The sequence below is a fragment of the Streptomyces akebiae genome (assembly GCF_019599145.1).
GTDB lineage: Bacteria > Actinomycetota > Actinomycetes > Streptomycetales > Streptomycetaceae > Streptomyces > Streptomyces akebiae.
In genome coordinates this window covers 7,513,790-7,527,109 of record NZ_CP080647.1, presented here as the reverse complement: position 1 = coordinate 7,527,109, position 13,320 = coordinate 7,513,790, and the positions used below count along the sequence as shown (strand labels likewise).

At 69.0% G+C, this 13,320-nt stretch carries 6 protein-coding genes; all 6 read right to left on the bottom strand.

All coding sequences use genetic code 11. The features are described 5' to 3' along the window. Positions 1 to 27: 27 nt before the first annotated feature. Positions 28 to 5,454, bottom strand: coding sequence for a pullulanase-type alpha-1,6-glucosidase (gene pulA / locus K1J60_RS32555; RefSeq protein WP_220649328.1), 5,427 nt, complete (start codon positions 5,452 to 5,454; stop codon positions 28 to 30). A 44-nt stretch (positions 5,455 to 5,498) separates the two neighbouring features. Continuing rightward, positions 5,499 to 7,166, bottom strand: a complete 1,668-nt coding sequence (locus K1J60_RS32550) for a transposase (protein ID WP_220649327.1) — start codon at positions 7,164 to 7,166, stop codon at positions 5,499 to 5,501. 283 nt (positions 7,167 to 7,449) lie between these two features. Continuing rightward, positions 7,450 to 8,832: an alpha-amylase gene (locus K1J60_RS32545; protein WP_220649326.1), complete on the bottom strand. Its 1,383-nt coding sequence runs from the start codon at positions 8,830 to 8,832 to the stop codon at positions 7,450 to 7,452. 699 nt (positions 8,833 to 9,531) lie between these two features. Further along, positions 9,532 to 11,208 (bottom strand): glycoside hydrolase family 13 protein, encoded by a 1,677-nt coding sequence (locus K1J60_RS32540; protein WP_220649325.1) that lies wholly within the window; start codon positions 11,206 to 11,208, stop codon positions 9,532 to 9,534. Between the two features lie 119 nt (positions 11,209 to 11,327). Then, positions 11,328 to 12,251 carry a sugar ABC transporter permease gene (locus K1J60_RS32535; protein ID WP_220649324.1) on the bottom strand — a complete coding sequence of 308 codons (924 nt, stop codon included), beginning with the start codon at positions 12,249 to 12,251 and terminating at the stop codon, positions 11,328 to 11,330. A gap of 13 nt (positions 12,252 to 12,264) precedes the next feature. Further along, positions 12,265 to 13,269 (bottom strand): carbohydrate ABC transporter permease, encoded by a 1,005-nt coding sequence (locus tag K1J60_RS32530; protein WP_033527434.1) that lies wholly within the window; start codon positions 13,267 to 13,269, stop codon positions 12,265 to 12,267. Positions 13,270 to 13,320 lie beyond the last annotated feature (51 nt).

Here is a 13,320-nt window from a genome sequence, read left to right as displayed (position 1 = left end):
TCCGCCCGCACCACCCAAGCTAGCGCGCTACCGGTCGGATCGTGCGAAGACCGCCACGGTCCGCCCCGGAACGACGAAGGTCCCCGATTCCGCTTCGTACGAGGCCTTTCGGACGGTAGAGTCCGCGCCCGACGCCTGCACCGGATGCAGGGCGTATGCCGTCCCGGCCAGGTCGTCCACGGTCTGCTTCCGCTCCTCGGGGGTGGCGTTGAAGACGACGACGAGGTCACCGAGGTGCATGGTGATCACGCCCGGGGTCTCGTCCTTCCCCGACAGCGGGAACGACAGCTTCGACTGGACCTGTCCGGCCGTGTCGAGGGAGAAGACGTCCTCCGTCGTACGGATCCGCAGCAGGTCACGGTACGCGGCCGAGCTGCCCTCGATCTGCTCGCAGCCGACCTTCACCGAGGTCAACAGGGGCTTGGCGTAAGGCCACTTGGACCGGTTGTCGGCCGCGAGGGGCAGGCCGCGCCCGAAGCCGTTGCCCTCCCGGCAGTCCCAGTGGATCGCGTTGAACCAGTCCCCGCTGTCGTAGGAGTTGCGGTCGAGGGACTTGGACCGCAGCAGGTCGGTGCCCGCCTGGGAGAGCGCGGGGCCCTGCGAGAGGACGGCCGTCGCCATGGCGAGGACCTGCATACGGGCCCGGTCGGCCGCGTTCGTCGAGGCGGGCAGCTTGAAGGCGAGCGCGTCGAACAGCGACTCGTTGTCATGGGCGTCGACATAGGCGAGGGCGTCGCCGGGGGCGTCCGCGTATCCGGCGGCGACCCCGTTGTAGTCGACCTCGGAGCCCTTGACCTCCTTGCCGTCGGTGTCGGTGAACCGGTAGTTCGCGAGGTTGCCGCTCAGGCCGACCTTGATGAGGTCCTGGTAGTGCAGCAGGCGGGCCTTCTGCTCGGCCGGAGTGCCGTTGTCGTCCGATGAGTTGGGCTCGGTGTGGAGACCGGACGCGAAGCCCTGGACGCCCGGGTCCTCGTCGAAGGGGCCGCCGCCGCGCACCGCGTCCCGGGCCCGGTCGGAGAAGGTCGCGATGCCCGTGCCCGCCATGTTCTTCTGGGTGGCCTGGACGAAGCGCGCGTCGTCGGCGACCTCGCCGAAGTTCCAGCCCTCCCCGTAGAGGATGATCCGCTTCCCGTCGACGCCGTCCTTCTCCGGCGTCAGGGCGTCGAGGGCCTTGCGGACGGCCAGGATGTTGGCCTTCGGATGGTGGCCCATCAGGTCGAAGCGGAACCCGTCGACCTTGTACTGCTTGGCCCAGGTGACCATCGAGTCGACGACCAGCTTGCCCATCATGGTGTTCTCGGGCGCGGTGTTGGCGCAGCAGGTGGAGGTGGCGACCGAACCGTCGGCGAGGAGCCGGTGGTAGTAGCCGGGGACCACCTTGTCGAGGACGCTCTTGTCGGCCTGGCCGCTGGCCGGGGTGTGGTTGTAGACCACGTCCAGCACGACCCCGAGACCGTCGTCGTTGAGCGCCTTCACCATCTTCCGGAACTCGACCGTGCGCCGCGTCCCGTCCGGGTCGGTGGCGTACGAGCCCTCCGGGACGGTGTAGTGGTACGGGTCGTAGCCCCAGTTGAAGCCGTCCTTCGCGGCGGCCTTCGCGACGCACTCCTGCTGCTGGTCGGAGTCGGCGGCGTAGGAGCCGAGGTCGCAGTCGACGGTCGCCTGGTCGGCCTTCCTCTCGGGGATGGTGGCGATGTCGGCGACGGGGAGGAGGTGCACGTACGAGGTACCCGCCGCCGCCAGCTTCCGCAGGTGCTTCGAGCCGTCGCTGCCCCGGTCGGTGAAAGCGAGGTAGGTGCCCTTGTCCTTGGCCGGCACGGTGCTGTCACCGATCGAGAAGTCCCGGACGTGCAGCTCCTGGATCTGCGCGTCCTTCAGCGGGACCGCCTTCGGCTTGGTGTACGACGACCAGCCGCTCGGTGCCAGGGATGTGTCCGCCAGGTCGACGACGAGGCTGCGCTTCGAGTCGGCGGTCAGCGCGACGGAGTACGGGTCGGTGACCTTGTTGGTGACGATCTCGCGGACGCTGGGCGCCCACACCTTCACGACGTACCGGTAGGGCTTGTTCTTCCAGGACTTCTTGCCGGTGACGGACCAGACGCCGGTGGTGTGGTTCCGCTTCATGGCGACACGCTTGCCGTCGAGGTCGAGGGAGACCTGCTGTGCGGTGGGCGCCCAGACGGCGAGCGTGGGGCGGCCGTCGCGGAAGGTCGGGCCCAGGTCCGCCCTGGACGCGTCGTACAGGTCGTCGAGCACGCCGGCGATCTGCACGCCCGTCGCCGCGAGCACCGCGCCGTTCGCCGCGCGCTGGGAGACGACGAGCTGGCCGCGCAGGGCCTCACGGACCCGGTCGCGGTCGCGGGGGTCGACGGTCCACGCGGTGGACGACTTCAGGTGCGGGAACCTCGCCTTCTGTGCGTCGGTGAGCGCCGACTCGGTCAGCCGCAGCCACCGCTCGTCGGTGCTGGTCAGCGCGCCGTCCTTCGCCGTGATGGAGCCGGTGCGCGAGTACAGCAGCTGGGTGGAGGCGGCCGTGTCGTCGCCGTTGAAGGCCACGGTGTTCCGGTCGATCCAGACGGCCTTGGAGGTGGTGAGGTCGAGGGCGGCGGCGGAACCGGCCGGCTGCGGGAGCAGGTACTTCTCCTGCCCGCCGAGCAGCCACACCTCGTGCCCGTTGGCCTTGAGGTCGAGGGCCTGGTCGGCGGAGAGGTCCTTCTCGTCGCCCTTGTGGATGATGTAGCTGAGGCTGGTGGCCCCGTCGGTGAGGGGCACCTCGAAGACGGCGCCGTAGGCGTCGGTCCGCACCGGTTCCAGGGGCTTGGACCAGTCGGTGGGGTTCGCGGCGCCGGACCAGACGTGCAGGCCCCAGCCGTCGTGGTTCCCGTCGGCGCGGTGGTAGTGCAGGACGGCCTTGGACGTGTCCTGCTGCGGGTAGTCGGCCGTGGGCCTCTCCGTCAGCACGGCCTCCTTGCCCTGCTCGACCCAGATCTCGCCCGTCCTGGTGACGTCGATCGAGCGGTCGGCGGAGACGTCCTTGGTGCCGTCCTTGTCGATGACCAGATAACTGACGTTCGAGGCCCCGGGCTTGAGCTTGACGTAGGCGAAGGCGCCGTACGCGTCCCGCCCGACGAAGTCGTGGCCGTCCGGCCAGGTGGTCCCCTCGCCCTCGGCGATGTCGCCCCAGGCGTACAGCCGCCAGTCCGTGTAGTCGTTGTCGGCGCGCTTGTAGTGGACGATCGCGTAGTCGCGCGAGGAGGCGGTGGGGACCTCGGGGGCGGGCGGGGTGCCCGTGGTGGAGGTCGCGGTGGCGCTCGCCGTACGCCCGGTTCGGTCGATCACCACTGCTTTGTACCGCAGGGCGGTTCCGGCGGGTACGTCCTCGCCGAGGGTCTGGGTGACCTTGTACGGGGCGTGGTCGGCGGAGCCGAGGGTCTTCCACTTGCCGTGGCCGACCTGGGCGGCGAAGACGACCCGGTTGAGCTGTCCGCCGTCGACATCGGCACCGACCTCGACGGTGCCGGTGGCGCCGGCGGCCGGGGCCTTGAGGGTGAGGGACGGCTCGGTCGCGGGCTTCGCGAGGGGGCCGGCCGCCTTGAGGACGATCGAGGAACGGGCGGGGACGGTGACGGTGACCTTCTTGTCGGCGCCGCTCGTCACCTTGTCGTCGGTCCCGTGGACGCCCTTGAAGGTCATGCCGGCCGAGCCGGTCGCGAAGGTGGCCGACTTGGCCTCGCTCGCGTTGTTGAGGGCGACGACGTACTCGGTGCCGGTCCGGGCGTCGGTCCGCGAGAAGGCGTAGACACCCGCACCGTCGGCCGCGTAACGCTCGGTCTGGACGCCGTCGGCGAGGGCCGGGTGGGCCTTGCGGAGCTTGGCGAGCGCGCTGATCCGCCGGTAGAGCGGCGCGCTCGTGTCGTACGCGTCCGTGGCGTGCGTACGGTCCGTGCCGAGCAGGTCGTCGTCCAGGTAGTCGGCGGTCTTCGAGGCGAACATCGTCTGGCGGGCGTCCTTGTCGCCGCCCGCACCGGTGAAGCCCTGCTCGTCGCCGTAGTAGACGACCGGGTTGCCCCGGCTGAGGAACATCAGCTCGTTGGCGAGCCTGTCCTTGGCGAGCAGTTCGGCGGCGGAGGCCTGGGGGTCGTCCTGCTTGAGGAAGGTCCCGATGCGGCCCATGTCATGGTTGCCGAGGAAGGTGACCTGCTCGTACGCGTTGGCCTTGTCGGTCGTGTACTTGTAGTCGTCCCCGAAGACCGAGGCCAGCTTCTTCGCGCTGCCGCCCTGGGAGGCGTACGAGCGTGCCGCGTCCTGGAAGGGGAAGTCGAGCGTGGAGTCGAGGCGGCCCTGGGTGACGTACGGGGAGGTCACGGAGGTGTCGGCGGAGTAGACCTCGCCGAACATGAAGAAGTCGTCGCGGCCCTTCTTCGCGGCGTACGCGTCGAGCGCGGTCGCCCACCGCGTCCAGAACTCCATGTCGACGTGCTTCACGGTGTCGATCCGGAAGCCGTCGATCCGGAAGTCCCTGACCCACTTCTCGTAGATCTTCTCCATGCCGGAGACGACCTCGGGGCGCTCGGTCCACAGGTCGTCCAGCCCGACGAAGTCGCCGTAGGTGGCGGACTCGCCGGCCCAGGTGGAGTCGCCCCGGTTGTGGTACATCGTCGGGTCGTTGAGCCAGGAGGGGACCTTGGTGTTCTTCTCGGCGGCCGGGACCACGGGGGTGCGGGGGAAGGAGTCCCGGTCGACGGGCGGAAAGCCGGTGCCCCCGCCCGCGTGGTCGGCGTCGTCGAAGGGCTTGCCGTCCTTCGTCAGATAGGGGAAGGCGCCCTTGGAGAGGTAGTCGTAGGACTTCTCCTCGTTGTCGACGACATCGGCGGTGTGGTTGGTGATGACGTCGAAGAAGACCTTCATGCCCTTGGCGTGGGCCTTGGAGATCAGGGTCTCCAGGTCCTTGTTGGTGCCGAAGTGCGGGTCGACCTGGGTGAAGTCCGTGATCCAGTAACCGTGGTAGCCGGCGGAGGCGTTCTCACCGGTGCCCTGGACGGGCTGGTTCTTGAAGATCGGCGCGAGCCAGATGGAGGTGGTGCCCAGGCCCTTGATGTAGTCGAGGCGCTTGGTGAGGCCCTTGAGGTCGCCGCCCTGGTAGAAGCCCTTGTCGGTGGGGTCGTAGCCGGTGGCGAGGCGGGTGCCGGTCAGGCCGCCCTTGTCGTTCGCCCTGTCACCGTTGGCGAAACGGTCCGGCAGGACGAAGTAGAACTGCTCGCGGGTGAGGTCGTGACGGGCGGCGGCCTTCGCCAGCTTCGCGTCGGACGGCGGTGCGGGCGGGGTGGCGGCCCCGGCGGTGTGGGGCTGGACGAGCGCCGCGGTCAGCGCGGTCACGGTGACCACGCCGATCACGGCGGTCCGTCCGGCGTGGGCGGTGCGGCGCCTCGACGGCGTCGGCCATCTCGGTATCACAGATGGACTCCTTGCGATGACGGCTCTGGTGGGTCCGACCGTTCCTAAAGACCGAGCGGGAGTGAGTCCTGTTGCCAGGTCTCAGGCTCGGCCGAACGCCCCGGACGGTGTTGGGCGTTCTGGTTGCCCGCGTTCGCTCCGCACCCGGCGCGCACGGATCGTGTCCGTGGTCCGGGGATGCGGGGGCGGGGTTCCTCACGCCCGGGAACACCTGGTCGGGCCTGGACGGTCCGATGCCCCGCACGATCACTCCGGTCGTGTGGGGGCGGTGTCGTCCGTCGCCGGATCGGGTGTCCCTGGGCGCGCCTTCCGATCGCCACGGCAGCAGCATCATGGCGAGTCGTCATACGGGTGGTGCTGGTGAGGGGCTTCTTCCAGTGCTGGGCCCCCCAGCGGCTGGTGTAGGCGGGATCGACGGCGATGATGGCGATGCCCATGGCGTCGGCCATCGAGGCCAGTCGGGCACGGAGCCTGGCGGTGGGCATGCCGGAGATCAGCTGCCGGAACCGTGTGCGGCGGCCGTGTTTCTCCCGGGTCTTCTCCGCGGCGAAGTCCAGGTCCCCCACCGCGATCGCCTTCACACCGCAGGTCTTCGCCCAGTGCAGGAGGCGGGTGAGGGCGTGGCGGACCTGAGCGTCACGGTGTTGGGCGGTGCCGGTCAGGTCGTAGGAGAAGCGGCGCGGGCTGCCGGTCGGGTTGCCGTGCGTGTCCAGGCGCCAGGCGGCCGTGGGGGTCCCCCCGCGCGAGCGAAGCCGAGCGTGGGGGAGATCGGCGTTCATGTCGACGCCGATCACGCCGTGCGCGAGTGCCGCCTCGATCGGGACGGTGGGGGTGGGCGGGATCTGCCAGGACGCGGTCACATACCAGCGGCCCCGGCCCGTATCCAGGTGGATGCGGTAGGCGATCGCCCGGTTCGCCGCGACGCGGTCCGCCCAGTCACCGCCCCGGTGTGCGAACGCGACCTGGCCGGTGAGGACGTACCGTCCGTGCGGGGCGTTCGCCAGATACGCGAGCGGCGCGGGCAGTTTGATGCTCACCTCGCCGTCGGGGCTGATACGGATGGTCTCGTTGCCGTAGCGCTTGCCGGACTCCCCGTCCGCCTGGAAGAACCAGCGCTCCGCCTCCCACCGCCCCCGACACGCGGACTCCGTCAGCCCAGCCTCCTCCAGATGATGCCGGGAGCGGGCCAGCCGCTTACCGCCGCACACCACGTGCACGATCCCGGCCTTCCGGTCGGCCCGCGCGGCAGCCAGCCGGTCCCCCAGTACCCGCAGCCGCCGCGACTTCGCATGCCACTCCCGCCGCGACCGGTAACCCCCCGGCGCCTTCTTGTTCCCCTTCTGCCCGACCGGCAGCGCCAGGCGAGCCTCGATGGTGCGGATCCCCGCTTCCAGGTTCTGGATGTGCGCCGACTGGCAGCGGCGGGCCAGCGCCCACTGATCGTGCGTGCCCTTGGTGATACTGCCCGCCCAGCGTGACGACGAGGCGGGCGTCAGCTCCCGCTTGCGGACCGCCCACGCCTGCCCGGAATGCGCCAGACCGTCCCGGCAGCGTGCCCTGAGATCCTTCGAGGCCAGCGACCCCAGATGCCCGCCCGCCAGACGCAGCACCTTCTCATCGCCGGGAGACAGACCCTTGAGGCGGGTCCGGACAGCCACACCGGACGGCCCGGACACGACGAACGGCGCCTCGATGCTCCGCACCTCACCCACCCCGCCACCTCCGCCCGGCCCGACTCGAATACACCGTCGCCCTGGAAACGAGCACCACCCATGAAGGTCACGCATTCGATGAGAGAACGTCAGTTCCCCACCGAAAACCGGCATCACAAGCCAGGAGCGCGGCACGACACAAGCCATCCACACTCACCCCCGCTCACCCGAACGCCCCTGAACGCACTCCAACGCCGGCAGTTCCAAACCCCGCGTGACCGTATCGCCGCCGCAAGCGTTTCAGCAAGAGGCTTGAAAATAACGGTAAGGACTTACAAGACCGTCAGCAGCTGGTCTTGCCCGCGTAGATCGCGAGGGCGGTGTTGGAGCCGAGGGTCGCGGTGAGCTGGCCGGAGCCGTTCACGGTGACCGTGGTGTTGTTCTGCACGTTGCAGTAGGCGCCGGCCGCGAGGGAGGTCTGGTACGTGCGGCTGAGGCTGCTCGACTCGTGGTTGATGGCGACGAAGCCCTTGCTGCCCCGGCCGAACGCGATCGCGTCGCCCCCGTTGTCCCACCAGTTGGTGACGGCCTCGCCGCGGGTGGCGTTGCGGAAGGGGACCATGCGCATGATCTCCGGCCAGGCGTGCTGGCACTTCCAGCCGTTCTGCCAACAGGCGCTGACCGCACCGCCGTTGGGCGGGCCCGCGTCGTGGTCGGTGAACTCGTACCCGGAGTTGATGTCGGGCGCGCCGTACGGGTACGCCAGCATGAACACGTTGGCGAGGGTGTAGGTGGCGTTGTCCTTGTAGCTGAGGGTGGAGCCGTTGCGCTCGGTGTCGTGGTTGTCGACGAAGACCCCGGCGACCGAGCTGTTCATGTAGCCCCAGCCCTCGCCGTAGTTCTTCAGGTAGGCGAGGTTCTCGTTGTTGAAGACCCGCTTGAGGTCGAAGGCGTACCGGAACTCCTGCACGTCCCCGTTGCCGGTGTACTCGCTCGGCTGCACGGCCTCGCCGGAGCCGTAGATGGCCTCCTGCTTCCAGTACACGGAGGTGTTGCTCAGTCGCGACTTGATGTTGGCGAGATCGGCGGCGGGGATGTGCTTGGCGGCGTCGATCCGGAAGCCGTCGACGCCATAGCCGAGCAGGCTGTTCATGTACCCGGCGATGGCCGACCGCACGTACTCCTCACCGGTGTCCAGGTCCGCGAGCCCGACGAGTTCGCAGTTCTGGACGTTGGCGCGGTTGCCGTAGTCGCTGATGGTGGCGGTGCAGTTGTCGAAGTCGAAGGAGGAGTAGAGGCCGGGGTAGGTGTACTTGGTGTACGACGAGCCGCCGGTGCCGGTGCCGCTCCCGGCGGACATGTGGTTGATGACGGTGTCGACGACGACCTTGACGCCGGCCGCGTGACACGTGTCGACCATGTTCTTGAAAGCGGTGGCGTCGCCTAGCCGCCCGGCGATCTTGTAGCTGACGGGCTGGTACGACGTCCACCACTGCGAGCCCTGTATGTGCTCGGCGGGCGGTGAGACCTGGACGTAGCCGTACCCGTTCGGGCCGAGTGTGCTGGTGCACTCCTTGGCGACGGAGGCGAAGCTCCACTCGAACAGGACTGCGGTCACGTCCTTGGTGCCGGGAGGCGAGGCGTACGCGGTCGTGGTGGGCACCGCGAGCGCGATCGACGCGCCGGCCGCGAGAGCGAGCGCACCGGAGAGGGTTCTGCTGGCCATGTGTGGGGTCCTTCTCCGTTGAAGGGTTCCGAGTGGGAGTCTCGTGGGCCTTGGAGGGGCCCGCTTGCGGCAGGAGCGTTGCGGATTCTTGCTGCAAGATGGCTGAAAACTTTCAACCGAGAGGAAAGTACGAGGCACTTGCCAAACGGTCAACCCTCCGGACACACCTTCTTCACGCGCGCGAAATCTCTTCACAGAGTGGGGTGTTGGGCGAGGCCACCGGGGTGACGTTCAAGGGCGTGAGCGCCGGGTTCCCGCCATGAGTGACACAGGCGCCGAGCAGCCAGGCAGAAAGCCGAGACCCGGTTCAAGTGCATCACGTTGTGGAATTCATTCGCCGCGGCCCTCATCGCATGGACGGGGGCGATGGTCGCCGTATGGAACTCGTCCTGGTTGGGCCTGGTCAGCACGGCGCTTGCCGGGTCCATCGGCGTGGTCAACTCGTGGGACGGCATGTTCCGTGAGCGGGAACTCTGGATCCAGCGCGGCGAAAAGCTGGGGCAGGTCCAGCTGGTGAAGAGAACCCTGGAGGGCCGGCTCGGCTTACGGCAGGATCAGTCGGATGTGACCACCACGCCTGACACCCGGACCAACGGTGGCCAGCCAGGGTCAGCGAACGAGAAGGCTCGCCACCCGGCCGATAGGGGGTGGCGAGCCTCTAGTCCCGTCAGACGGGACGGCGTCTTCTCGGACGGCCCGTCAGCCGGTCGTCCACCACACCGTCGTGTCCCCCGGCAGCTTCGCCTCGTCGTCGGCCACCGTCACCTCGCCGCTGGCGACCAGGACGCGACCGTAGGCCGGAATCGTGACCGCCTCGCCGGTCGTGTTCGCGACGCACACGAAGTCGCCCCGGCGGAAGGCCAGGACGCCGGCGGGGGCCTTCAGCCACTCCACCGAGTCGCCCGCGCCGAGGGCGCGCTGTGCACGGCGGACGGCCAGGGCCGTGCGGTACAGCTCCAGGGTCGAGTCCGCCGCGCCCGTCTGGGCCTCGATGCTGAGGTCGCCCCACTCGGCGGGCTGCGGCAGCCAGGAGCCGCCGGGGCCGAAGCCGTACGACGAGCCGTCGCGGGTCCACGGGATCGGCACCCGGCAGCCGTCGCGGAAGCCGTCCTGGCCGGCGCCCCGGAAGTACGCGGGGTCCTGGCGGACCTCGTCCGGGAGGTCGACGACGTCGGGGAGGCCGAGTTCCTCGCCCTGGTAGACGTAGGCCGAGCCGGGCAGCGCCAGCATCAGGAGCGAGGCGGCGCGGGCGCGGCGCAGGCCCAGCGCGCGGTCGCCCGCGAGGCGGATCTGCGTGCCGAGGCCCGGCTCGTTGGCGAAGCGGGTCGCGTGCCTCGTCACGTCGTGGTTCGACAGCACCCACGTCGCGGGGGCGTTCACCGGACGCATCGCGTCCAGCGTGCGGTCGATGACGACCTTCAGCTCTGCCGCGTCCCAGTCCGTGCCGAGGTACTGGAAGTTGAAGGCCTGGTGGAGTTCGTCCGGGCGGACGTAGTTCGCGGTGCGTTCGACCGTGGGGGTCCACGCCTCCGCCACGAAGATGCGCTCCCCGGCGTACTCGTCCAGCACCAGGCGCCATTCGCGGTAGATCGCGTGGACGCCGTCCTGGTCGAAGAAGGGCATGACATCGTTGCCCAGCAGCTTCAGCTGGTCGTGGGCACCGAGGTCCGGGAGGCCGTCCGCCTTGACCAGGCCGTGGGCGACGTCGATACGGAAGCCGTCGACGCCCATGTCCAGCCAGAAGCGGAGGATGGAGCGGAACTCGTCGCCGACCGCCGGGTGGTCCCAGTTGAAGTCGGGCTGCTCCGGGGCGAAGAGGTGCAGGTACCACTCGCCCGGGGTGCCGTCCGGCTCCGTCACCCGCGTCCACGCCGGGCCGCCGAAGATGGACTCCCAGTCGTTCGGGGGGAGTTCGCCGTGTGCGCCCTTGCCGGTGCGGAAGTGGTAGCGGTCGCGCAACGGCGAACCGGGGCCCTCCGCGACCGCCCGCCTGAACCACTCGTGCTGGTCGGAGGAGTGGTTCGGGACCAGGTCGACGATGATGCGCAGGCCCAGCTCGTGGGCGTCGCGGATCAGGGCGTCCGCGTCCAGCAGCGTCCCGAACATCGGGTCCACCGCGCGGTAGTCGGCGACGTCGTACCCGGCGTCGGCCTGCGGGGAGGCGTAGAAGGGGCTCAGCCACACGGCGTCGATGCCGAGGTCGCGCAGATAGGGAAGCCGGGAACGTACACCCTCCAGGTCGCCCATGCCGTCGCCGTTGCTGTCGGCGAAGCTGCGCGGATAGACCTGGTAGATCACCGCGTCGCGCCACCAGTCGCTGCGCTCAGCCTGGGCGGGGGTTGCGGTGGGGGTGGCGGTGGAGTGCTGATGGCTCATGACGTCCTTGATACGTGACGGGTCGTCCGGGCAGAGGCAGGGAGGTGGTGACGAGGCGGCCGCGGTGACAGCGGGGTCGGATGGACACCGCGACCGCCTCGGGTTCCGGGGAGGGGGCGTCACCCCTTGGTGCCGCCCGCGGTCAGGCCGGTCACCAGGTTCTTCTGCACGAGGTAGAAGAACGCGGAGACGGGGATCGCGACCAGCACGGCGGTGGCCGCCATCAGGTTGCGCTGGGCGTCGTGTTCGCTGACGAAGCTCTGCAGACCGACGGCGAAGGTGTACTTCGTGTCGGACAGCATGAACGTCGAGGCGAAGGCGACCTCCCCGAACGCGGTGATGAAGCTGTAGAAGGCGGCGACCGCGAGTCCCGGCTTGGCGAGCGGCAGGATCAGCCGGGCGAAGGTGCCGAACGGGGTGAGCCCGTCGACGCGTCCCGCCTCGTCGATCTCGAAGGGGATCGTGTCGAAGTAGCCCTTGAGCAGCCAGGCGCAGTACGGCACGGCCGTCGAGCAGTAGACGAGGATGAGGCCGAGGTAGCTGTCGACGAGCCGCAGTTCCGACAGGATCTCGTACATCGGCACCATCAGGACTGCCACCGGGAACATCTGCGTGACCAGGAGCACCCACATGAACTTCCGGTAGCCCGGGAAGCGCATGCGGGAGACGGCGTAACCGGTGGTCGCCGCGATCAGCACCCCGATGACGGTGGTGCCGAGCGAGACGACGAGGGTGCTGACCAGCCAGTCGAAGAACGGTGTCTCCTGAAGCACGTGCGAGTAGTTGGCAAAGGTCATTTTGCCGAAGATGCGCCCGGGATGCAGGTAATCGTCCTTGTCCGGTCCGAGGGACAGGAAGACCAGCCAGGCGATCGGGAAGAGCGCGGCCAGGCTCGCCACGATGAGGATGGCGTGCGAGGCGAGCGAGCCGGCGAGGCTGTTCTCGCCGCGTCGGCGGGTGCGGGGCGCCGCAGGGGTCCGCGGGACCTGCCGGTCCCCGGCGGCCGTGGTGCCGCCGGTCGTCGTGGGCGTCGTGGTGCTCATGGGGGCTCCTGCCTCAGATCGCGAGCTGCTGCTCATCGCGGTTCAGCCAGCGGCGGTAGAAGGAGGTGAAGACGATCAGGATGGCCAGCAGCAGGATGCCGTAGGCCGCCGACTGCGCGAAGTCACGCGGCTGCTGCCCGAAGCCGAGGTAGTAGGCCCAGGTCACGAGGATCTGCGCCTCGGGCGCCGTGTCGCCGAACAGCAGGAAGATGACGGCGAACTGGTTGAACGTCCAGATGACGCCGAGGAGTACGACGGTGGAGCTGACCGAGCGCAGACCCGGCAGGGTGACGTAGCGGAAGCGCTGCCAGGCGCTCGCGCCGTCCATCTCCGCCGCCTCGTACAGCGTGGAGTCGATGGACTGCAGCCCGCCGAGCAGCGAGACCATCATGAACGGCACACCGCACCAGGTGTTGACCATGATCGCGGCGAACCGCTGCCAGAAGGTGTCCTCCAGCCACAGCGGGGCCGGCAGGTGCAGTGCTTCGAGGCCGGCGTTGATCACACCGCCGTCGGCGAGCATGAAACGCCAGCCGAACACGGTGACGAAGGTCGGCACGGCCCACGGCAGGACCAGGATCAGCCGGTAGAAGGTGCGGCCGCGCAGCTTCTGGTTGAGCAGCAGCGCGAGGCCGAGCCCGATGACGTAGTGCAGGGCGACGCAGAGCGCCGTCCAGACGATCGTCCAGATGAAGTGCGACCAGAAGCGGTCGTACGACGTCGGGCCCCACAGGATGTCGGCGTAGTTGTCGAAGCCGATGAACTCGTAGGTGGCCTCGATGTGGTTGGCGCCGATCGTGCGCGCCGAGTTGAGGCTGTTGGCGTTGGTGAGGGTGAGGTAGAGGCCGCGCGCCAGCGGATACAGCACCAGGACGCCGAGCACGACGACCACCGGGGCGATCATCGCGTACGCGTACCAGTACCGCTGGTACGACTGCTTCAGACGCGACAGCGGGCCCGGGCGCCCGCCCGGTTCACCGCGGCGCTTGCCGGTCGCTCGGTCGATGGCGACTGTCATCGTTCGACACCTTCTGGAAGATCACTGGAAGATCGGGGGCTGGGCTGCTCG

Bases quoted from the DNA above. Each gene is read 5' to 3' on its own strand.
- K1J60_RS32545 (WP_220649326.1), bottom strand. From the start codon at position 8,832: ATGGCCAGCAGAACCCTCTCCGGTGCGCTCGCTCTCGCGGCCGGCGCG.
- K1J60_RS32530 (WP_033527434.1), bottom strand. From the start codon at position 13,269: ATGACAGTCGCCATCGACCGAGCGACCGGCAAGCGCCGCGGTGAACCG.
- K1J60_RS32535 (WP_220649324.1), bottom strand. From the start codon at position 12,251: ATGAGCACCACGACGCCCACGACGACCGGCGGCACCACGGCCGCCGGG.
- K1J60_RS32540 (WP_220649325.1), bottom strand. From the start codon at position 11,208: ATGAGCCATCAGCACTCCACCGCCACCCCCACCGCAACCCCCGCCCAG.